A 20,184-nucleotide genomic window follows, 5' to 3' on the forward strand; every position below is an offset into this window, starting at 1 on the left:
TGACATGAGCCGACCTATTATTGCCATTCTGCGCGGCCTGACCCCACCCGAGGCGGTCGAAATCGCCGGCGCCCTCATCGACGCGGGCATCGACCGTATCGAGGTGCCGCTGAACTCCCCCGACCCTTTTGCGTCTATCAAAGCAATGGTCGATGCCTACGGTGATCGCGCCCTGATCGGTGCAGGCACCGTGTTGACCCTGTCGGACGTGGCCCAAGTCAAAGCGGCAGGGGGCAAACTCATTGTCTCACCCGATGCCAACCCCGACATTATCGCGGCCACCAAAGCCCACGGCATGCAATCGTTTCCCGGCGTCCTGACCCCCACCGAAATGTTCAGCGCTCTGCGCGCTGGTGCAGATGGGCTCAAAATCTTTCCCGCGTTCAAGCTGGGCATCGAGGGACTAAAAGCCGTAAAAGCCGTGCTGCCCGCCGACACCGATGTGTACGCCGTAGGCGGTGTCGACCCTGACGATTTCGCCGACTGGATTGCCGCCGGTGCCGCAGGCTTTGGCATGGGGTCCGCACTTTATAAACCTGGGTTTACCGCCGACGAGGTCGCATCACGCGCCCGCGCCATGGTAGCCGCCTATGATGAGGCCGTGAAATGAGCTATTACATTTATGATGAAACCCGTTGCGAGCTTGGTGAGGGGCCACTGTGGCACCCTATCCGCAATCAACTGTTTTGGTTCGACATCATGGGCATGCGTCTGCACACCCGCGTGAATGACGAAACGGTCACATGGCAATTCGACGAATATGTCTCTGCGGCGGGCTGGGTCGACGAGAACACGCTCCTGATGGCCTCCGAAACATCGCTGTCGACCTTTGACATAGCGACGGGCGAAACCTCCTTTGTGTGTGCGCTTGAGGCCGACAATCCAGACACACGGTCCAACGATGGCCGCGCCGACCCCCAAGGCGGGTTCTGGATTGGCACGATGGGCAAAGCCTCACAGGAGAAAGCGGGGTCGATCTACCGCTACTACCGTGGCACTCTGCGCAAGCTGTTTGGCGACATCACGATCACCAACTCCATCTGCTTTTCTCCGGATGGGACAACCGCCTATTTTTGCGATACGCGCACCGATCAAATCATGCGGGTAGCACTCAATGATGACGGATGGCCGCACGGCAAACCCGAGGTATTTATCGCAAACGCCAACCACCCAGACGGATCCGTTGTTGATGCGGACGGCAACCTGTGGAACGCACAATGGGGATCATACCGCGTGTGCGGTTACGCCCCAACGGGTGAGGTTCTGCGCTATATCGACGTGGGCGGACTGCAATCGTCATGCCCTGCGTTTGGCGGCGCAGATGGCACCACGATGTTCGTGACATCCGCACAGCAAAACCTCACCGATGACGACCGCGCCAAAAGCGATGAACACGGTGCGGTTTTTGCCATCGACAACGTGGCAAAGGGCCAAAAAGAACATCAGGTCTTTCTATGAGACGCCCCTTTGGCACAACGCCGGATGGGCGCGCTGTTGAGGCGGTATCGCTACACGCGGGCGATCTAAGCGTCACCCTTTTGACCCTTGGCGCAGCGATCCATGATGTGCGCCTCAAAGGGGTGCCATACCCGCTTACGTTGGGGGCCACGGACATTGCAGCCTACGCAGGACCGATGACCTATTTCGGCGCGCTCGTAGGCCCCGTCGCCAACCGCATTGCAGGGGCGTCCGCACCGCTCAATGGCGATCTTCTCAGCTTTGAGGCCAATGAAGGCACCACATGTCTGCATGGCGGACCTCATGGGATGCACACAGAAGTGTGGCAGATCGAAAGCGCGACAGATAACGCTGTGACGATGACGCTCGAGCTGCCCGATGGCACAGGCGGGTTTACCGGAAATCGCACTGTAAAAGCACGCTTTTCATTGGATGCCCCCGCACACCTGCGTTTGGTGATCGAGGCCGAAACAGACAAAGACACCTATATCAATATCGCCAACCATTCCTATTGGTCCCTCGATGGCACACCCACAATTACGGGGCATATATTGACCATCCCCGCAGACCGCTACACACCCGTTGATCGCGCCCTCATCCCCACGGGCGTAGCAGACGTGCACGGCACAGACTTTGACTTTCGTTCTGGCCGCGCGGTGGGCGACGGAACACCGCGCATCGACCACAACCTGTGCCTGTCCGATGCACCACGCGACACCCTACAGCACGCGTGCACACTCACGGGGCAAAGCGGTGTCACACTGCGGATCGACACCACCGAGCCGGGCTTGCAAGTCTATGACGCGGGGAAGCAATCCTCGGCGCCCTGTATCGGGCTGACCGGAAAACCCTACGGCGCGTTTTGCGGCATGGCTTTGGAGCCGCAACGCTGGCCAGACGGGCCGAACCAAACGGGGTTCCCCACCTGTCGGTTGAACGCGGGCGATGTCTACCGCCAAGAAACCGTCTGGAGCTTTTCCAAAGCGTGATCACGCATAGCCCAAGGCGCGCAGGTTTTAGCGCGCCTTGGGAACGCTACGAAAATCCACCGCCCCCTGGCGTTTCCATCACGAACACGCCCCCTGAGGGGAGATCAATTTCGTCATTGCCGCGCAATTCGACGCGGCGGCCATTTGGCAAAATGGCGTAGTTCACGCCCACGTGCCCCCCCTGCGCGCCACCAACCCCAAAGGGCGCAATGATGCGGTGCGACGATAACGTTGTGACGGTCACAGGCTCTAAAAACCGCAATCGGCGCACCGCGCCGCACCCGCCACACTGCGCCCCAATACCGCCAGATCCGTGGCGAATAGACATCTCTTCAAGCCGGACAGGAAACCGCGCCTCAAGGATTTCGGGATCGGTCATCCGCGTATTGGTCATATGACTTTGCACCGCGTCACATCCGTCAAAATCCGGCCCCGCCCCTGTCCCGCCGGCAATCGTCTCGTAGTTCTGAAACCGCGCATTGCCCCACACGAAATTATTCATCGTCCCTTGGCTCGCGGCAATCACACCAAGCGCGCCGAACAGCGCATTACACGCCGCCTGAGACACCTCCGTATTGCCCGCAATCACCGCCGCAGGAGCACGTGGGTTCAACATCGACCCCTCGGGCACGATGATATCAATTGGCGCCAGACACCCCTCATTGAGCGGGATATTTTTGCCGACAAGCGTGCGAAACACGTAGAGCACAACAGCGCGCGAAATCGAAAGGGGCGCATTAAAATTGCCCGTGTGCTGCGCACTTGTCCCTGTAAAATCCACCGTGGCGCGCCGCGCCGCGCGGTCCACGCGCACCGCCACTTTGATCTGCGCGCCATCATCCATCGGATAGGTAAATGCGCCATCAGACAAGCGGTCTATCACTGCGCGCACCGAGGCCTCTGCATTGTCTTGGACATGACCCATATAGGCGGTGACGACCTCGACCCCGTAGCGTGCAACAACGTCGAGCAAGGCGCGCTTGCCCGTTTCATTCGCGGCCACTTGCGCCTGAAGATCGGCAATGTTTTGATCGATGTTGCGTGCGGGGTATCGCGCCGCGGCCAAGACCGTGCGCATCAACTCCTCTTGGAATTCACCCGCCGCGACAAGCCGCTCGTTGTCGATCAAAACCCCCTCTTCGTCGATGGTGCGACTGTCGGGCGGGGCCGATCCGGGGGTGCGCCCGCCGATGTCCGCATGATGCCCGCGCGCACCGAGCCAAAAGGCAGGTTTGCCCGCGACAAACACAGGGCTGACCACAGTGACATCGGGCAAGTGCGTCCCGCCGCGATAGGGTGAATTGAGTACAAACGCATCGCCATCAGCGGCGTCGGCATTAAGTCGGATTATCGTCTGAATACTGTCGGACATCGACCCGAGATGAACAGGCACATGCGGCGCGTTCGCGACCAAGTGCCCATGCGCGTCAAAGATAGCACAGGAAAAATCAAACCGCTCCTTGATGTTCACCGACCACGCCGTATTGGCCAAGGTTGCCCCCATCTGATCGGCCACAGACATGAACAGGTTGGACATGACCTCAAGCAAAATAGGATCAGCCTCGGCTCCAGACACGTCATCCGACCGCGCCACATCATCGCGGCTCAAGACAAGATTGCCCAGCGTATCGAGCTGCGCGGTCCAATGCGGCTCTATCACGTTGGTGCCTGTGGGTTCGGTGATGATTGCGGGGCCTTTGATCACGGTCTGTCTGGCCAGAGCGCCGCGCGCATAAAGAGGCACATGCCCCCAGCCCGCTGCACGCACATCGACATGGGCCATAGGTGCACTTGCCCCCTCAGCCATTGCGACCGCCACAGGGGCTTCGCCCGTGTCGCCAACCGCCTCAACCGCCACCATATCAAGGATCACGGCGCGCCCCTCACGGGCAAACCCAAACCGCACTTTGTGTGCATCGTGAAACGCCGCCGTCATGGATGCGGCATCTTCAAACGCCACATCCAACGTCTGGTGCGACCCGTCATACCGCAGGTGGGCGCGGGTGCGTGTGTCAATCTTGCTGGCCCCTTGGGCTGCCACCTCATGCTCGGCATCCGCCGCCATGTCACGGACCAAATCGTGCACCGCGTCTAGCGCCGACAATGACTGGTCCACCTGCCGCTCACGCAGCGCGCGCACCTCGGCCAACCCCATACCGTAAGCCGATAAAACCCCCGCAAACGGATGGATCAACACACGGCGCATTCCGAGCGCATCGGCCACCAGACAGGCATGTTGCCCGCCCGCACCGCCAAAGCATTGCAGCGCATATTCAGTCACATCATGCCCGCGCTCGACCGATATTTTCTTAATCGCGTTGGCCATATTATCAACCGCGATTTTAAGGAACCCTTCGGCAACCGCAGTTGGACTAAGCTCTTGGGATGTCGCCTCATTGATCGCATTGGTGACGCCACAGACGGCACGCCGCGCGGCGTCAACATCAAGCGGCTGATCACCCTCGACACCAAACACGGGCGGGAAATGATCGGGCGAAAGCTTCCCCAAAAACACATTGCAATCGGTAACCGTCAATGGCCCGCCACGGCGATAAGCCGCGGGACCGGGATCGGCGCCCGCACTTTCGGGGCCGACTTGTAATCGCCCGTCACGAAAGGCGCACACCGACCCGCCACCTGCGGCCACCGTGTGAATATCCATCATCGGCGCGCGCATCCGCACACCCGCCACTTCGGTCTCGAAACTGCGCTCGAACGCGCCCGCGTAATGGCTGACGTCCGTAGACGTGCCACCCATATCGAACCCGATCAAGCGATCGAACCCCGCCGCCTGTCCTGTGCGGACCATACCGACGATCCCGCCCGCCGGCCCTGACAAGATCGCATCGCGCCCTTGGAACAACGCGGCATCGGTCAATCCGCCGTTGGACTGCATGAACAACAATCGCTCGCACGCCGCACCAAGCGACAACGCCTGTGACACCTGCTCGACATAGCGCCGCAAAATTGGCGAGAGATAGGCGTCAACCACGGTTGTATCGCCACGCGACACCAGTTTGGCCAGTCGCGACACCTCATGTGAGGTCGAGACTTGGGTGTAGCCGATCTCGCGCGCGATCTGCGCCACACGCCGCTCATGCGCAGGCTCAAAATAGGCGTGGACAAACGCCACCGCCACAGCACGTAGTCCTGCATCATATCCGGTCTGCAACGCGACACGCGCCGCCCCCTCATCCAAGGGCGTCACAACCGAGCCATCAGCGGCAAGGCGCTCGGGCACCTCGGCGACCGTTTCATACAACAAATCAGGGCGTTTGATATCGAGCGCAAAAAGATCGGGACGTGTTTGATAGCCAATGCGCAACAGATCCCCGAATCCTTGGGTGATCATCAACAACACCCGCTCGCCCTTGCGCTCTAACAACGCGTTTGTCGCGACCGTTGTGCCCATCTTCACCGATGCAATCGCACCATCTGGAATCGGTTGCTGTGCGTCCAACCCAAGCAGATCACGCACCCCCTGTTCGGCGGCATCACGGTAGCGTTCGGGATTGTTCGACAACAGTTTGTGACTGTGCAGAACACCACGCGGATCTCGCCCGACAACATCCGTAAAGGTGCCCCCACGATCAATCCAGAAGTCCCACTTTTTGACCGTCATGCTCATCCCTCGCCGCAGGTTTACGGCAAACTAGGACAAGCCCGCGATCGCAACAAGCACGGTGCGATGTGAGAACTGGCAAAAACACGCAATTTCCCTCTTGACCCCCTGCGCGTGGCCGACTACTTACGCCCCACTTTGGCGGAGTAGCTCAGTTGGTTAGAGCAGCGGAATCATAATCCGCGTGTCGGGGGTTCAAATCCCTCCTCCGCTACCATTACCCCTTATATATGAGATAGATACGCCCAAGCGCACGCCGCACCTTTGGCATGCTCTATGGCCGTGCCCTATTGGCGTACTGACCCAAAAAAACCCGCGCATGAAAACTCACGCGCGGGCAGATATGCACAAAGCATGTAAAACCGTGATTAGAGCGCGGTCGGGTCGAATTGATCCGCCGCGAAAACCGTGTGAATGACATGACCGTCAAACATCTCGAACAGTTTTTTCGACGTTTCCTTACTCGCCCACCGTGTCGGGGAGGCAAGCGCCTCTTCGATATCATCGCGCGTTTCAAACTTCATCGCCATAACCAAGGGGAACGGGCTTTCGGGATCATCACTTTCGACCTCGCGGTGAACCCGCAATTCCTTGAGATTTGGAAAGGCACTCCAAAGCGGCACAAGGTTTTCGCGCCAATGGTCATGGAACGCCTCTTCCATGCCCGATTTAATTTTGCCTTTGAAAAACGCGCAGCGTACGAACATGTCGACCTCTTTTCCTATCCCTGAGCACTATTTGCTCTCTCGATACAATTTCATACGGGGTGATTGCGGCAATGCCTAGCGAAACTCGGCGCAGGTCATCGCAATGTCACACCACGCCGGCGGCATCACGCGTTAGCCTGCGCCTCAACCACTGCAAGCTCTGCCATCTGCAAAATAGCCTCCCGCGTGCTGGCCACCGCAATAAAGCGCCCGTTGTGACAGAACTTGGCACCGCTCACACCCGCCGCCGCATCTAACGCCGCATCGGTCAAACCCGCCCATGCCGCAGGCAAATCAGCGCGCGCCTCGAACGTGTCATTCCCAACCCTGATGGTTGTCAGCGTCCAATCACCCCCGCGCGGATGGACAACGAACAACAAATGATCTGCACCCGCTTTTTCCACACCTGCGCGAAACGGCATGCCCATCGGCAGCTCAAGGATAAACCCCTCTCCTGCGGCCTCTATCGCGGCAAGCACCATCGCCTCTGCGCGGTATTTCGCGGCTTTGCGTTTGATTTGTGCCTCGACGAACGCCCGCGCCACGCTGAGCGCCGCCAGAAAAGCACGATCTTCAACGCCCTCTTCGGTGTCATCAAACACCGGCTTGAGGCTCTCCAACAACACAGGCAACGTCAAACCCGAAAACAACGGCCCCGCCTCCGACGCATTCACCGCGCCATTGTCGACCAGATCGACCGGCAGAACGAACCCGCGATCAAACGAGCCGTGAATCGCCTCGATATCGTGTTCGGGAACATCCATCGCGCGCAAATAATCGCCGCCGTACTGCGCCCAGATCAGACCAAACGAGCTATACGGCTGGCCATCCTCACGCAGCGGGTTGGGGCGTTGGTGGTGATCGAAAATCCGCGCATCCGCATCAAACTGGCCGCCAACGTCATAAATGATCCGACCCTCGGCGGGTGTGATCCATGCCTTATCGCGCGTGCGGACAAGCTGTGCATCCGCAAAGAGGCGTGTCAGGATCACCGACGACAAAAGTTCATCGGCATGAAAGCCGCCAGAATGGGTCACAAGGTGGGTGATTGTCATAGCTACGCCTCAAATAAAACGGGCGACCGTTGGGCCGCCCTTTGGAAGGTTTGGGATTGTCGGTATAATCAGGCGCAGGCAACGGCGATCCGTCACGCGCTGCGCCCTTTTGTGGTGTCCGCTAGTGCGTCCAGACCTGACGACGATTGGTAGCAAAGTTATCGCCGTAGCCGCCCGCGCGCACATTGTGGGCGCGTTTGTGCGGCTCTTGGACCACATGGTCGATGCCATGCTCGGTCGCGTATGCGATTGCGGCCTCTTTGCTATCGAATTTCATGCGCACTTGCGTTTGCGTATCCGATGACGAGGTCCACCCCATCAGCGGGTCGATATCGCGGGCCGACGCAGGGGCGAAATCCAAAACCCATTCTTTGGTTTTAGCTTGGCCAGACTGCATGGCGTTGCGGGCGGGCTGATAAATACGAGCGCGCATCGACGACTCCTTGTTGTTGCTGATTGGGTTATCCTCGGTTCCGCCGCCTGTTTCAAGCCCTCCGTTGATGTTTGGACCATGCACGCCCTGCACGAGCCAAACATAGCAAAAGGCGTTGCATCTCGATGTCGCGTTTAAAACGGGGGGGATGACTGTCCGGTTTCGGGTCGGGAGCGTGGGGTGGGTGGGGTGTTGCACCCGAAACCGGATCAGTCGTTTTGCTGCTTGCCCTTACACCCTAGCCGTAGATTTAAGTACAAATCAACATTTAAATTTACTTTAGGTTGTATTTAACACCTAAAAGTATCTTAAAACGGGTAATGATTGATTAACCTTTGCCCGTCCGCCCCGCGCGCCCTTGAAACAGGAACAAAAAGAGATCACCTATAGGCCCTGCGTTTTGTGCCATTTCCCGACCCGCGCGAAGGACCACACATGGACCAACCGATCCTACACTCCCCTGCCCCCGATGTGAAAAACCGCCCCAAATTGGAAGGCGGCAAACGGTTTGTGCTCAATACACAATTCGAGGCCGCAGGGGATCAGCCCAACGCGATCAAGGAAATTAGCGCCGCGATCAACGCGGGCGAACGCGATCAGGTGCTTTTGGGCGCGACCGGCACGGGCAAAACATTCACCATGGCCAAGGTGATCGAGGCCACACAACGCCCCGCCATCATTCTCGCCCCGAACAAGACACTCGCGGCGCAGCTTTATGGCGAATTCAAAGGCTTTTTTCCTGACAACGCCGTTGAGTACTTTGTGTCCTATTACGACTACTACCAACCCGAGGCTTATGTTGCGCGCTCCGACACCTTCATCGAGAAGGAAAGCCAGATCAACGAGCAAATCGACCGGATGCGCCACTCGGCCACCCGCGCGCTATTGGAGCGCGACGATGTGATTATCGTGGCCTCTGTGTCGTGCATTTACGGCATCGGCAGCGCCGAAACCTATGGCGCCATGACCCAAGATTTGCAGGTCGGCAACGAATACAACCAACGCGAGGTCATGGGCGACTTGATCGCTCAGGCCTACAAACGCAATGATCACGGTTTTGCACGCGGAACATTTCGCGTGCGCGGTGACACCCTCGAAATCTGGCCCGCCCACTTGGATGACCGCGCGTGGAAACTGTCGTTCTTTGGCGAAGAATTGGAAAGCATCACCGAGTTTGACCCGCTCACAGGTGCAAAAACCGATACGTTTAAACAGGTCCGCATCTACGCCAACTCACACTACGTCACCCCGCAAAAGACGATGAAACAAGCGGTGCAAGGCATCAAAAAAGAACTCCGCATGCGCCTTGATCAACTCAACAACGAGGGCAAACTGTTGGAGGCACAGCGCCTTGAGCAACGGTGTAATTTCGACATCGAGATGTTGGAGGCCACAGGTGTGTGCAACGGCATCGAGAACTATTCGCGCTACCTCACGGGCCGCGCCCCCGGTGAGCCGCCCCCCACATTGTTCGAATTCATCCCCGATAGCGCCATCGTATTTGCCGACGAAAGCCACGTCTCCGTTCCGCAAATCGGCGGCATGTACAAAGGTGACTTTAGACGCAAAATGACCCTCGCCGAACACGGGTTCCGCCTGCCCTCCTGCATGGACAACCGCCCGCTCAAGTTCGAGGAATGGGACGCGATGCGCCCGCAATCCGTCTTTGTCTCCGCAACCCCAGCGGCGTGGGAGTTGGAACAAACGGGCGGGGTGTTCACCGAACAGATCATTCGCCCCACCGGCCTTTTGGACCCTGTTGTGGAAATCCGCCCCGTCGAAACACAAGTCGACGATTTGCTCGACGAAGTGCGCAAACAGGCGGCGGCGGGCTACCGTGTTCTCGTCACCACCCTGACCAAACGCATGTCCGAGGATCTCACAGAATACATGCACGAACAGGGCATTCGCGTGCGCTACATGCACTCGGACATCGACACGATCGAGCGGATTGAAATCTTGCGCGATTTGCGTCTCGGCGCGTTCGATGTGCTCATCGGCATCAACTTGCTGCGCGAGGGCTTGGACATTCCCGAATGCGGCCTCGTTGCTATTTTGGACGCGGACAAAGAGGGCTTCTTGCGCTCCGAAACCTCTCTCATTCAAACCATCGGCCGCGCGGCGCGCAACGCCGAAGGCCGCGTGATCCTCTATGCCGACCGCATCACCGGATCGATGGAACGCGCCATGGGCGAGACTGAGCGGCGCCGCGAAAAACAGATGGCCTATAACGTCAAACACGGCATCACGCCGCAAACCGTCAAAAAGAACGTCGAGGACATTTTGGCAGGCCTCTACAAAGGCGATGTCGATATGAACCGCGTCACCGCAACGATAGACACCCCGATGGCGGGCCAAAATCTTCAGGCTGTTCTGGACGGGCTACGCAGCGATATGCGCAAAGCCGCAGAGAATTTGGAATTTGAAGAGGCCGCACGCCTGCGCGATGAAGTGCAACGCTTGGAAGCGGTCGAGCTCACAATTTCCGACGACCCACTGGCGCGCCAATCCGCCGTTGACGCAGCTGTAGGGGACGCGAAAACAGCCTCTGGCCGCAGCACAGGAGGCCGAGGCGGAATGCGCGGAGGAAAACGTGGGGGGCGGAGGTAGGCCTGCACGTGTGTAGCATTGTTGATAGGCGAGGTGCTTGATGTAAACGCCCCGCCTGTCATCTCCTATTGGCTCACAGTCAGCCCCAACATCCGCCAGCCTTGCATCCCTGCGCGGTAGTAGTAGATTTTTTCTGCTGGAAATCCCGCTTCGATCATGCGGCGTGCCGCTGTCGGGGATTGGCCGCACCATGGTCCGTTGCAATAGAGCGCCACAGATTTAACTGCATCGCCCTCGCAAATGAACCCTTCGAAATCAGGCTCGCATCCCAATTCGCCCAAACGATCGGCGGCCTCGGTATAGGGGATGTTGATCGCGCCGGGGATCGCGCCACCGGCGAAGTTCGACCGAACGCGCCCGTCGACAACAATCACATCAGGGTCGTTCAAAAATCCGAGCATCTCCAGTTCCCCAATCGGTGTCACCCCCTCGGCGGGCACCATCGGTTGAATGCAAAAGCTCGGGCAAGGTCGCGCGATTTGGGCGAAATCACCCTCAATCAGCGCTGCATTATCTTGGATGCGTGAAATCTCCACCGGACCCGCGCCGGTCGGCACCGTCACGCTCATCATATCTTTGGTAATCCCAACGGGATCGGCACTTGCGGCACTCGCCGCTACGATTAGTGCAGCTGTCAAAAGTCGCATCTGTGTACTCCTTGTGCATCTTGCATGACAATTTGAATGGCTGTGTCGTGGCTCATGCGCCCCGTCCGTGCACCATTCGTCTCTCTCGCGCGCAGGTTAAACTTAACACGCAGAACACTCTGTGTCAGCGCATATGATCACATTCCTATAGACACAGTGCGGGAATGATGATTCTCTTTAAGGGCTGCGCTTTTGGATCTCAGCCCCGTCGTATTTACTATAAATACGCTGAGAATATCCGTAGATTCACCGCCCTCGCGCCATATATTTTGCACAATTGGGTGAGTCGCAGACTGGCTTTCGACACAATTGATATTGTATTTTTTATTAACCATAACAATCACTTGCTTCGCCCTTAACGACGATGCTTAAAATTGTTTCGACTGATGAACAGCCCCCTTCGCCGCGCTGCCTCTCGGTCACGTTGCGCGCAAAACGCCGCTTGTCACTTCCAGAATGGATCACCGCCACACGTGTGTGGCATGCGTTGGAAAGGACTTCGATCATGCGCGTACTTCTCGCTGAAACAAACTGGAACGCTATGACTGCGGGCGCTGGCCTTGCGGACACTGGCTTGCTTGTCACACGCGTCAATGATGGCACAGAATTGTTGGAGTTCGCCAAATTCGGGGAGCAAAGTGCGATCGTGTTCGATCTGGATATTCCCGACATGGACGGACATAAATTGCTCGCCGATCTGCGCGAGCGTCATCCCCTGATGCCGATCTATGTTTTGTCCCACACCGAAGATTGGGACGCCCGTAGTCGCGCCTATGAGTTGGGCGCGGATGTCGTCCTGACGGGTGACGTAGACCCCTATTTTCTCGCCGCTCAAATCAAAGCTGCGGTACGGCGCACATCGGGATATTCCTCCGCCCTTTTGAAAGTTGGGTCGATGACACTCGACACCGACCTCAACCGCGCGAGTATTGGCAGCAACACCTTGCATCTCACACGCAAGGAATACGAAATCCTCGAAATGCTCGTGCTCAACCGCGACCGCCTGGTGACCCGAGAGGCGTTCATGGCCCATTTGTATGCTTGGGATGACGAGCCGGATGCGCGGATCATCAACGTGTATCTATCGCGTATTCGCCAGCAAATCGAGTCCTGTGGGGGAGAGGCCGACATGTTGGAAACGGTTTGGGGGCTTGGCTATCGCATTTCCGAGCAAGCCCGCTCACAGGGTGTTGCAGCATAAAACGGGACGCCTGACGATCACACTCGATCTGGCATCACGCCAATCCCGCCGCACCATTTTTGAGAATGACGGGCACGATAATCTGCTCCTCGTCATCCAGATGCCGATGTAGCATACGCGCAAACCCCGCACACTCGCGCCCGAAACGAACGGTGTGTTCCCGCGCGCGATCATCATCGCCTTCGGACAGGACCGCATTCGCAGATCGTGCAAACCGGTCCAACAAACCATCCATCGCATGGTGATCACGGTCAAGAATCTCAAACCCGCGCTCCAACCGGGCATCCAATCCCTTTAGAATTGGAAAATAGTGCCCGTCTTCGATCTGATGGTGACCGTGAAGCCCCTGAACCAAATTGCTACCGTACCGGCCCAATCGCTTGGCATAGGTTTGCGGATCAATTGAACGATCTATGCGCGCCTGCACATCCGCCTCTAACAGGCCGAGCACGTTGCGAAACATCATATGCCGTTCCAACCAAAACGCCACAAGCCCCGAAAAATTCGGATGCGCCTCCCATCCCGCTTTTGGATAGTCGGCCAACAGCACCTGAAGCGCCTCGGGCAAGCCCTCACGGCTGTCTAATGGATAATCATCTGGCGTGTTCATATCTGCAACTTACGCGCGGACGCCGCCACAGGCTACTGCGCAAAATTTCACATAGCGATGTCGCAACCGCACACTCCTATGCCACACAATAGGGCCAACCCACAGCAATGGATTGGCCCCGCTTTTTAAGATAGTCAAACAGACCTAGATCGGGCGATCCATCCGCACAGACATTTGAACCGTGCCACGTGTGGCTTGCGGAAAGGTCAGGCGGATCTGGTTCGAACTCGTCCCATAGTTGGACGTGACATAGGGCATCGCGGATGCCGTTTGTCCGCTGCTGTCCGTCATCTCGCCATTGAACACGATGCTCTCCACCGTGCGCGCCCATCCCCCGAATGGCAGATACTCGGACGGATCAAGAACCCAGTTCTCCGATGCTGTTGCTTGTGTGAAATCGAGCGAGACCGGATTGAACGTCAACTCGGAAATTCCGTTGAACGTATTGCCCTCAAACACGATATTTCGCATCCGCCCATAGTCCAGATCCGCAAACGTTGTATCCACATGGTCGATGCGGTCCAAAAAGCCGTTGATCGCCTTGAACGTGTTGCCCTGCACCGACATCCCGTTGATGAAATGGCCCGATCCGCGTGGCGTAAACACAATGAATGACGTCCATGGCGCCGCATCGGTCGCAACAAAAATATTGCCCGTAATCGTCAGCCCCCCGAATGAGAACTCGGAGCTAAAGTCAGGCGCAATATCATGTTCGTTGGTCATCTCGACAAAGCAGTTGTCGATGTAGTTCCCCGTAATGATGGATTTGACGTTCATCGCGGTGAACACCAGACCGGCCACGCGCGGACTGTCGGATTGATAGTCCCCTTGGAACCAATGATTGCCCACAAACAGGTTGCCCGTGCCCGCCAAAACCGCCGTGTGACCGAACAACACAAACCGGTTATTGCGAATTTTGGGATCGTTGGCATTGACGTTAAACGCCACAGACGTGCGTTGATCCGCGTCGACCCCCCCCTCGTTGGAAACGAACTGACAGCCATCAATCGTGAGGTTCTGACAGGCCCGCCCGATGGAGGTAATCCCGCGCTGAAGCGGTGATTTGATGTGACTGTCTTTGAAGGCAAATGAAATCCCTTCGGGGGCCAACATAATGCCAGATGCGTGGCCATTACACAAAAACTCCACCTCGATAATCTCAAGCTGCGACAGTTTGGTGAAGCCTGAAAAATCGAGCACGTATTGATTGCGCGTGAACGTGTAGCTTTGATTTGCGCTGGCATCCCAAAGCGGCAGGCTCAACTCCAACGTCTGTGCGCCGACATTGACCGATTTGACATAGACCTCGCGCCCGACGCCGCTCCCCGTGATGAGACTGCCAACTTGGATATTCGCAATATTGGCGACATCCGTTAGCTCGAACTCATTGGCCGTGGAATAGCGCGCCTGCGAGGACACGCTCACCGCATCCCAATTGGGCGAGGCCTGAACGTTGAATTGCCCGTTGTAGATTTTGCGGCGCGTGGCAAAGGTGTTTTTGTTGCTCACAACAGCATGCATATCAATCGGCGCATCAATTTCAATGCGCCGGCCACATAGATCAAGCGCCTCATGATCAGTAAAGTTCAACAACGCCTGAAACGCCTTTTTGAACGCCAAAACTTCGTCGCCGAATGCATCGATATAGGTGTTGAGATGATACCCGCGCCGCAGCGCCAAATAGGCCTCATCAGGCATCACCACAGTGCCCTCAAAGATCGGTTCATGCACAAGGCTTAGATTGGACCCGATATAATACGTCCCCGCAGGCGCAATAATTTTGCGACCGTTCGCGGCATTATCCGCCGCCTCGAACGCATCCGCGCAATCGCTCACGCCATCGCCGACCGCGCCGTAGTCACGCACGTCGATCACACCGCTACTTTGTGCAAAAAAGAAGGCCGACACATCCTCAATTCGAATATCGTCAATCCGCACCGTGCCACCGTTGGCGCCGGTTAGATCAAGGCCGAAATGGCCGTATGCGGCATCCAAACCCCAAACCATATCGACGCCACCGCGCGCACCAGAGCCCACAATGGCAGAGACTTCGACAACCTCACCATACGCCGTAAGCGCCACCTCGGGGCCGGTTTCTGTCACGCCCGAAACGTGATTGCTGGCGGCATTGCCCGCCCATCCCGCAATGCGCACGTTGGGCAAATTGCCCGAAATTGCCTTGATCCGCGCGGTGATGCGCAGATACACCCCCGGCAACAACGGCGTCTCGCCCGTATAGCGCAGCTTGGTCACTGTCGTTTGCTTGGTGATTTCAATCGCGCCGCCAAAATCACCGTCCGCAGGGACAAACGCGGCATTGCCAACGCTATCATATGTGATGGACCCTGACGTCCCGTCCTCGGTGGACCACACGTCCAATCCGTTTGCAAATGCTGGCGGCATTAGCGCCAATCCGTCTGTAATGGCCTTGTTCATCCGAACCCCTTTCGCATCCAAAAGGCACCATGACGTCTGACGCCCATAGCAATGCCATGACCCTCAGAGCACATGTCCTAAGATGAAAAACAGATAACGGATCGAGTTTACCCCACCCTTATACAGGCGTGCGGCGCAAAGGCGTTTGGCGCAACGCTTAGACTGCGGCGTCAGGCATCTCCACGGGGCGCACCCCGTTGATTTTCCAACCCGCCCCCGTCTCGATCATATCGTATTCGAACGCCTGCGTGGCTCCGGTGTCGTCGGTGATCACGACCACTTGCTGCACCTGCCCATCGCGCGTTGTCCGGCTTGAAAACCGTGCATCCGCATTGTTCCAGATCGGCGCATATCCCATCTCGACCATCGCCGCAAAAGTGCGCGGATCACGCATTTGCCGATGAATCATCGGACTTGCCTGTTCCCACGCCGTGCCAATATCGCGCGCGATAAAGGCGTCGAGTTGTCGCTCGATCACATCCGTGACCGCATCGGCCAGCGCCGAAAACGGCACAAAGACCATGACAATGGCGGCAAATAGATTTCGGTTCACCATGTGAAAAACCCTCCGTGTGCTACATGATTTACGTAGCGCCACGAAGGGTTGGATCAAACTTACACCGTATTCGACGTGCCCATAGGCGTTAAGACAACTCGCCCGCCAGACCTTTTTCGATCAGCGCAATACTGTCCTCAACGCCGTAAAGCGCCATGAACGAGCCGAACCGTGGGCCTTGTGATTGCCCCAAAAGCACCTCATAGAGCGCCTTGAACCACTCGCGCAAATTGGAAAATTCGTGGTTCGTTCCCACCGCGAACACAATCGTTTGCAAAAAATCACCATCGGCAAAATTCACCTCGGGCAAAGCGTCCTGTGAGCCAACCGCAGCGTTCTTTTTGGCAATCTCGGCCAAAGCCGCCTCAGGGGATTTAAGGGCCGCAGCCAGATCAACCATCGCGGCGCGCTCCGCATCCGTCGGTGCACGAAACGTCTTTTCGGGTTTCACAAAATCGTTGTAATAGCGCACCGCATAGCCCGCCGCCGCATCCAGTTGCGGGTTGGCCTCGGGCGAGGCATCAGGCGCGTAAGAGCGGATATAGCCCCAAAGCTGATCTTTCTCTTCTGCCCCTGCGACAGACGCCAGATTGAGCAACATCGAGAACGGCACGACCATATCGGACACCGGCACGTCCGCGCCGTGGATGTGGTAGACGGGGTTGGCCACTTGCTGCGCCACGTCTTGTGTCGGATAGGCGCGCAATTGCTGATGATACTCGTCCATCGCGCGCGGGATCACATCGAAATGCATCCGTTTCGCGGTCTTTGGCTTTTGGAACATGAAATAGCTCAGGCTCTCGGTCGAGGCATAAGACAGCCACTCGTCGATCGACAATCCATTGCCCTTGGTCTTTGAAATCTTCTCACCCGCGCTATCGAGGAAGAGCTCATAAGTGTAATTCTCGGGACGCTGACCGCCCAAGATATCGCAGATGCGGCCATAGATCGGCGCGTTGGTCGAGTGGTCTTTACCGAACATCTCGAAATCCACACCCAGCGCCGCCCAGCGCGCGCCAAAATCAGGCTTCCACTGCAATTTCACATTGCCGCCCGTCACGGGCAAGGTCCATTCGCGGCCATCTTCGTCGTCGAACGTGATGGTGTAATCGTCGCGGTTCACCGACTTCATCGGCACATACAACACGCGGCCCGTCTCGGGATGGATCGGCAGGAAAATCGAATAGGTCGCCGCGCGCTCGTCGCGCAAGGACTTCAACATCACCTTCATCACGTCATCGTATTTGTCGACTGCGCGTTTGAGCACCTCATCGAACTTGCCCGATTTGTAATACTCGGTCGCGGAATAAAACTCGTAGTCGAACCCGAACGTGTCGAGGAACCGTTTGAGCATATCGTTGTTATGATCGCCAAAACTCGCATGCGTCCCAAACGGATCGGGCACAGATGTCAGCGGCTTTTGCGCGTGCTCGGCCAACATCTCTTGGTTCGGGACGTTCGATGGCACTTTGCGCATCCCGTCCATGTCATCGGAGAAACAGATAAGACGCGTTGGCACATCCGACAGCACTTCGAACGCGCGGCGGATCATCGTCGTGCGCAACACTTCGCCAAATGTCCCCAAGTGCGGCAAGCCCGATGGGCCATACCCCGTCTCAAATAGCACATAGCCCTTTTTATCCTTGGATTGCTCATACCGTTTGAGAACTTTACGGGCCTCTTCAAAGGGCCACGCTTTCGAGTTCATACCAGCGTCACGCAGGTCAGACATATCAAGCAATCCTTGTTTCTTTCGCGAGACACCCCCGCAAGGGTCGGTTCCTATTGCTCCAACCCGCACTCGTCAATAATGTCTAACGGCAATCGACCTACAAAGGACCAAAATTATGGCTGATCTCCCGCATTCCCTCACGCCCCAAGACTGTTTGGTGGCCACCATGATCGCCGTGTCCCTGTCGGACGAGAACATGCGCACCTCGGAACTCGTGACAATTGAAACCATCGTCAACCACATGCCCGTGTTTGCCAACTTCGATCCCGACCGCATCAAAACCGTATCGTCCGTGGTCTTTGACCTGTTTGGCGAAGAGGACGGTTTGGACGCACTCTTCGGTCTGATCCGTGAAAACCTACCCGAGCCGCTCTTTGAAACCGCCTATGCTCTGGCCTGTGATGTCGCCGCCGCGGACGGTCATACCTATGAGGCAGAATTGCAAATGCTAGCCGAAATTCGCTATGAATTGGCGATTGACCGGTTGCACGCGGCCGCTATCGAACGTGGCGCGCGCGCCCGCTATGCGACCTTGCCAAACGAATAACGCGGGCCGCCGCTCAACTCGCGTAGATCATGCCCCATCGGTCCAAGAGTTGCTTTTGTAGCTTTTTGGCCGACGAATTGAATGTCTTGGCCCCGCGCGGCACTTCGTCACCCGCCGCCTTGGCGCGCGCACGTGCGGGTAAATCCGCCGCAAAAATCGCAAACGCCATACGCCGCCCATCCGGTCCCGTCACATATCCCGCCAAGGTCGACACGAAATCAAGCGTACCTGTCTTGGCAATCACACGCACGGGGTGATCCGGATCAACCTTTTTGCCCGTGGCATCGGGCATCGCGATGGATTTCAACAGCGGGCCGATCAGTGGCTCTATGCCGCGCGCCGCAAACAACCGCACCATATCGGAGGTCGACACATGGCTCTCCCCGCCCAACCCCGAGTGATCGACAAATGACAAATGCCGCATGCCAAGCCGCGCCTCGGCCCATGCATTCATCGCCGCAGCCGAGGATTTGAGCGTAACGGCCTCAGCCCCTCGCGCACCCACTCCCGCCCCCACCCGCGCCAATGTCGCCGATAACCCCAAAACCTCTGCCGTCAGGTTGGTCGAGTATAACAACATCTCTTTGACCATTTGCGCCAAAGGCGGGCTTTTATGTGTGGCAATTTGATTTCCCGTAGGCTTGCCCTCTGCCCGTTCGGCCTTGGGCAACGCAATCCCGTTTTGGCGCGCCACCGCCTGAAACACTTCACCCGCATAGAGCGCAGGCAAACGCACGGGCAACCACCGCGCCCCACCATTGCCAAGCGCCGACCGCGCCACGCTCCATTCATCGCGTCCCTGCCCCGCGTCCCAATCGAACACAGGCAAGTCGCGCGGCGCAATACGCATGGATGCAATGCGCACATCAGGCGCATAGCGCTCGGCGCGGGCATCCATTTTGACCGTGTAATCCGCCCCCGAGCGTTTCCATTCAAAATGCACGCGGTTGTAGTTCACGTTCAGGCCCGTGATCGTTGGATTATAGCCCGCATACTCCGTTTGTTGGTCGTCGATCTGCTCAATCCGTGGCAATGCACCATCCCAGATCAGGAACCGCCCCGTAACACCCGTGATCCCCGCCGCTCTCACGTTTGCGGCCAAGCCCGCGAGCATATCCGTGTCCAATGTCGGATCGCCGCCGCCCACCAGAATGAGATCGCCCTGAATCTTGCCCGCGTCCACCGGCCCTGTCGCATAGACCCGCGTCTCAAACGTGAACCCCGCGCCAAGCGTTTCGAGCGCATAAATCGATGTCACGGCCTTTGCAACGGACGCAGGAGGCAGGCGCAAAACGGGGTGGCGCGCCTCCAACATCTCACCCGTAGCGGCATCCGCCAAAGCGAACGAGACTTGCCCGGAAAGACCTGACGCCGCAATCAACGCCTCGGAACTGGCGATCGCCCGTTTGTGAAAGCCCGCAGGACGCGGACGGGGAAATGGCGAGGAGAACGACACAGCCGCGCTGTCTTGTCCCAACGCTGCGCCTGCAACGCCGCCCAAAAGCAACCCCAAGGCCGCACGGCGGCTTACCAATTTCGATCGTGACTCGGACATGAGCGCGAGTTAACCGAGCCGCCATA

The 20,184-nt window shown here is 57.6% G+C and carries 17 protein-coding genes and 1 tRNA gene; 7 read left to right on the top strand and 11 right to left on the bottom strand.

Features of this window, described 5'->3' with window-relative positions; translation table 11 throughout:
- The first annotated feature begins 4 nt into the window (after positions 1-4).
- Genes IMCC12053_RS13755 through IMCC12053_RS13765 form a run of 3 tightly spaced genes read left to right on the top strand, consistent with a single transcriptional unit; the run spans position 5 to position 2,447 of the window.
- Complete coding sequence (locus tag IMCC12053_RS13755; protein WP_062220007.1) at positions 5-610, top strand: 2-dehydro-3-deoxy-6-phosphogalactonate aldolase; 606 nt, start codon at positions 5-7, stop codon at positions 608-610.
- Entirely contained in the window at positions 607-1,458 is an 852-nt protein-coding gene (locus tag IMCC12053_RS13760; RefSeq protein WP_062220009.1) for an SMP-30/gluconolactonase/LRE family protein, read from the top strand. Before IMCC12053_RS13755 ends, IMCC12053_RS13760 begins: the two co-directional genes overlap by 4 nt.
- On the top strand, positions 1,455-2,447 hold the full coding sequence (locus tag IMCC12053_RS13765; RefSeq protein ID WP_062220012.1) for an aldose epimerase family protein: 993 nt from the start codon (positions 1,455-1,457) through the stop codon (positions 2,445-2,447). Before IMCC12053_RS13760 ends, IMCC12053_RS13765 begins: the two co-directional genes overlap by 4 nt.
- Before the next feature lie 46 nt (positions 2,448-2,493).
- Here the strand turns inward: IMCC12053_RS13765 and IMCC12053_RS13770 are convergent, their stop codons facing one another.
- Positions 2,494-6,069 carry a hydantoinase B/oxoprolinase family protein gene (locus IMCC12053_RS13770; RefSeq protein WP_062220014.1) on the bottom strand — a complete coding sequence of 1,192 codons (3,576 nt, stop codon included), beginning with the start codon at positions 6,067-6,069 and terminating at the stop codon, positions 2,494-2,496.
- Between the two features lie 140 nt (positions 6,070-6,209).
- On the opposite strand from IMCC12053_RS13770, the gene IMCC12053_RS13775 reads away from it, so the two are divergent.
- A tRNA-Met gene (locus IMCC12053_RS13775) sits at positions 6,210-6,286 on the top strand.
- A gap of 151 nt (positions 6,287-6,437) precedes the next feature.
- On the opposite strand, the gene IMCC12053_RS13780 is transcribed toward IMCC12053_RS13775, so the two are convergent.
- The 3 genes from IMCC12053_RS13780 to IMCC12053_RS13790 all read right to left on the bottom strand — a co-directional run bounded on the left by IMCC12053_RS13780 (position 6,438) and on the right by IMCC12053_RS13790 (position 8,264).
- Positions 6,438-6,776 carry an EthD family reductase gene (locus IMCC12053_RS13780; RefSeq protein ID WP_062220016.1) on the bottom strand — a complete coding sequence of 113 codons (339 nt, stop codon included), beginning with the start codon at positions 6,774-6,776 and terminating at the stop codon, positions 6,438-6,440.
- Between the two features lie 125 nt (positions 6,777-6,901).
- Positions 6,902-7,831, bottom strand: a complete 930-nt coding sequence (locus IMCC12053_RS13785) for an MYG1 family protein (protein ID WP_062220018.1) — start codon at positions 7,829-7,831, stop codon at positions 6,902-6,904.
- Positions 7,832-7,952: 121 nt separating this feature from the next.
- The gene (locus IMCC12053_RS13790) at positions 7,953-8,264 is read right to left on the bottom strand and encodes an ETC complex I subunit (protein ID WP_062220020.1); all 312 of its coding nucleotides are present in this window, start codon (positions 8,262-8,264) and stop codon (positions 7,953-7,955) included.
- Positions 8,265-8,699: 435 nt separating this feature from the next.
- On the opposite strand from IMCC12053_RS13790, the gene uvrB reads away from it, so the two are divergent.
- Entirely contained in the window at positions 8,700-10,874 is a 2,175-nt protein-coding gene (gene uvrB, locus IMCC12053_RS13795) for an excinuclease ABC subunit UvrB (protein WP_062220022.1), read from the top strand.
- A gap of 65 nt (positions 10,875-10,939) precedes the next feature.
- Here the strand turns inward: uvrB and IMCC12053_RS13800 are convergent, their stop codons facing one another.
- Both IMCC12053_RS13800 and IMCC12053_RS15970 read right to left on the bottom strand, forming a co-directional pair.
- Positions 10,940-11,521 (bottom strand): rhodanese-like domain-containing protein, encoded by a 582-nt coding sequence (locus tag IMCC12053_RS13800; RefSeq protein WP_062220024.1) that lies wholly within the window; start codon positions 11,519-11,521, stop codon positions 10,940-10,942.
- A gap of 327 nt (positions 11,522-11,848) precedes the next feature.
- Positions 11,849-12,028, bottom strand: coding sequence for a hypothetical protein (locus tag IMCC12053_RS15970; RefSeq protein WP_062220026.1), 180 nt, complete (start codon positions 12,026-12,028; stop codon positions 11,849-11,851).
- On the opposite strand from IMCC12053_RS15970, the gene IMCC12053_RS13810 reads away from it, so the two are divergent.
- Positions 12,027-12,722, top strand: coding sequence for a response regulator transcription factor (locus tag IMCC12053_RS13810; RefSeq protein ID WP_062220028.1), 696 nt, complete (start codon positions 12,027-12,029; stop codon positions 12,720-12,722). The genes IMCC12053_RS15970 and IMCC12053_RS13810 overlap by 2 nt on opposite strands.
- Before the next feature lie 34 nt (positions 12,723-12,756).
- On the opposite strand, the gene IMCC12053_RS13815 is transcribed toward IMCC12053_RS13810, so the two are convergent.
- The 4 genes from IMCC12053_RS13815 to IMCC12053_RS13830 form a co-directional block, all read right to left on the bottom strand.
- Complete coding sequence (locus tag IMCC12053_RS13815) at positions 12,757-13,332, bottom strand: hemerythrin domain-containing protein (protein WP_062220029.1); 576 nt, start codon at positions 13,330-13,332, stop codon at positions 12,757-12,759.
- Between the two features lie 144 nt (positions 13,333-13,476).
- Complete coding sequence (locus IMCC12053_RS13820; protein ID WP_062220031.1) at positions 13,477-15,768, bottom strand: hypothetical protein; 2,292 nt, start codon at positions 15,766-15,768, stop codon at positions 13,477-13,479.
- A 157-nt stretch (positions 15,769-15,925) separates the two neighbouring features.
- Complete coding sequence (locus tag IMCC12053_RS13825; RefSeq protein ID WP_062220033.1) at positions 15,926-16,324, bottom strand: DUF4864 domain-containing protein; 399 nt, start codon at positions 16,322-16,324, stop codon at positions 15,926-15,928.
- 88 nt (positions 16,325-16,412) lie between these two features.
- Positions 16,413-18,056: a lysine--tRNA ligase gene (locus IMCC12053_RS13830; protein WP_062220035.1), complete on the bottom strand. Its 1,644-nt coding sequence runs from the start codon at positions 18,054-18,056 to the stop codon at positions 16,413-16,415.
- Positions 18,057-18,171: 115 nt separating this feature from the next.
- Here IMCC12053_RS13830 and IMCC12053_RS13835 point away from each other — a divergent pair, with 115 nt between their 5' ends.
- Positions 18,172-18,603 (top strand): tellurite resistance TerB family protein, encoded by a 432-nt coding sequence (locus tag IMCC12053_RS13835; protein ID WP_062220037.1) that lies wholly within the window; start codon positions 18,172-18,174, stop codon positions 18,601-18,603.
- A gap of 13 nt (positions 18,604-18,616) precedes the next feature.
- On the opposite strand, the gene dacB is transcribed toward IMCC12053_RS13835, so the two are convergent.
- Positions 18,617-20,158: a D-alanyl-D-alanine carboxypeptidase/D-alanyl-D-alanine endopeptidase gene (gene dacB, locus IMCC12053_RS13840; protein WP_062220039.1), complete on the bottom strand. Its 1,542-nt coding sequence runs from the start codon at positions 20,156-20,158 to the stop codon at positions 18,617-18,619.
- Between the last annotated feature and the right edge of the window lie 26 nt (positions 20,159-20,184).

The organism is Celeribacter marinus (assembly GCF_001308265.1).
GTDB classification, from domain to species: domain Bacteria; phylum Pseudomonadota; class Alphaproteobacteria; order Rhodobacterales; family Rhodobacteraceae; genus Celeribacter; species Celeribacter marinus.

Excerpts from the sequence above, each read along its gene's own strand:
- IMCC12053_RS13810 (WP_062220028.1), top strand. The coding sequence starts at position 12,027 with ATGCGCGTACTTCTCGCTGAAACAAACTGGAACGCTATGACTGCGGGC.
- IMCC12053_RS13785 (WP_062220018.1), bottom strand. The coding sequence starts at position 7,831 with ATGACAATCACCCACCTTGTGACCCATTCTGGCGGCTTTCATGCCGAT.
- IMCC12053_RS13820 (WP_062220031.1), bottom strand. The coding sequence starts at position 15,768 with ATGAACAAGGCCATTACAGACGGATTGGCGCTAATGCCGCCAGCATTT.
- uvrB (WP_062220022.1), top strand. The coding sequence starts at position 8,700 with ATGGACCAACCGATCCTACACTCCCCTGCCCCCGATGTGAAAAACCGC.
- IMCC12053_RS13815 (WP_062220029.1), bottom strand. The coding sequence starts at position 13,332 with ATGAACACGCCAGATGATTATCCATTAGACAGCCGTGAGGGCTTGCCC.
- IMCC12053_RS13780 (WP_062220016.1), bottom strand. The coding sequence starts at position 6,776 with ATGTTCGTACGCTGCGCGTTTTTCAAAGGCAAAATTAAATCGGGCATG.
- IMCC12053_RS13800 (WP_062220024.1), bottom strand. The coding sequence starts at position 11,521 with ATGCGACTTTTGACAGCTGCACTAATCGTAGCGGCGAGTGCCGCAAGT.
- IMCC12053_RS13760 (WP_062220009.1), top strand. The coding sequence starts at position 607 with ATGAGCTATTACATTTATGATGAAACCCGTTGCGAGCTTGGTGAGGGG.
- IMCC12053_RS13755 (WP_062220007.1), top strand. The coding sequence starts at position 5 with ATGAGCCGACCTATTATTGCCATTCTGCGCGGCCTGACCCCACCCGAG.
- IMCC12053_RS13830 (WP_062220035.1), bottom strand. The coding sequence starts at position 18,056 with ATGTCTGACCTGCGTGACGCTGGTATGAACTCGAAAGCGTGGCCCTTT.
- IMCC12053_RS15970 (WP_062220026.1), bottom strand. The coding sequence starts at position 12,028 with ATGATCGAAGTCCTTTCCAACGCATGCCACACACGTGTGGCGGTGATC.
- IMCC12053_RS13770 (WP_062220014.1), bottom strand. The coding sequence starts at position 6,069 with ATGACGGTCAAAAAGTGGGACTTCTGGATTGATCGTGGGGGCACCTTT.
- dacB (WP_062220039.1), bottom strand. The coding sequence starts at position 20,158 with ATGTCCGAGTCACGATCGAAATTGGTAAGCCGCCGTGCGGCCTTGGGG.
- IMCC12053_RS13765 (WP_062220012.1), top strand. The coding sequence starts at position 1,455 with ATGAGACGCCCCTTTGGCACAACGCCGGATGGGCGCGCTGTTGAGGCG.
- IMCC12053_RS13825 (WP_062220033.1), bottom strand. The coding sequence starts at position 16,324 with ATGGTGAACCGAAATCTATTTGCCGCCATTGTCATGGTCTTTGTGCCG.
- IMCC12053_RS13790 (WP_062220020.1), bottom strand. The coding sequence starts at position 8,264 with ATGCGCGCTCGTATTTATCAGCCCGCCCGCAACGCCATGCAGTCTGGC.
- IMCC12053_RS13835 (WP_062220037.1), top strand. The coding sequence starts at position 18,172 with ATGGCTGATCTCCCGCATTCCCTCACGCCCCAAGACTGTTTGGTGGCC.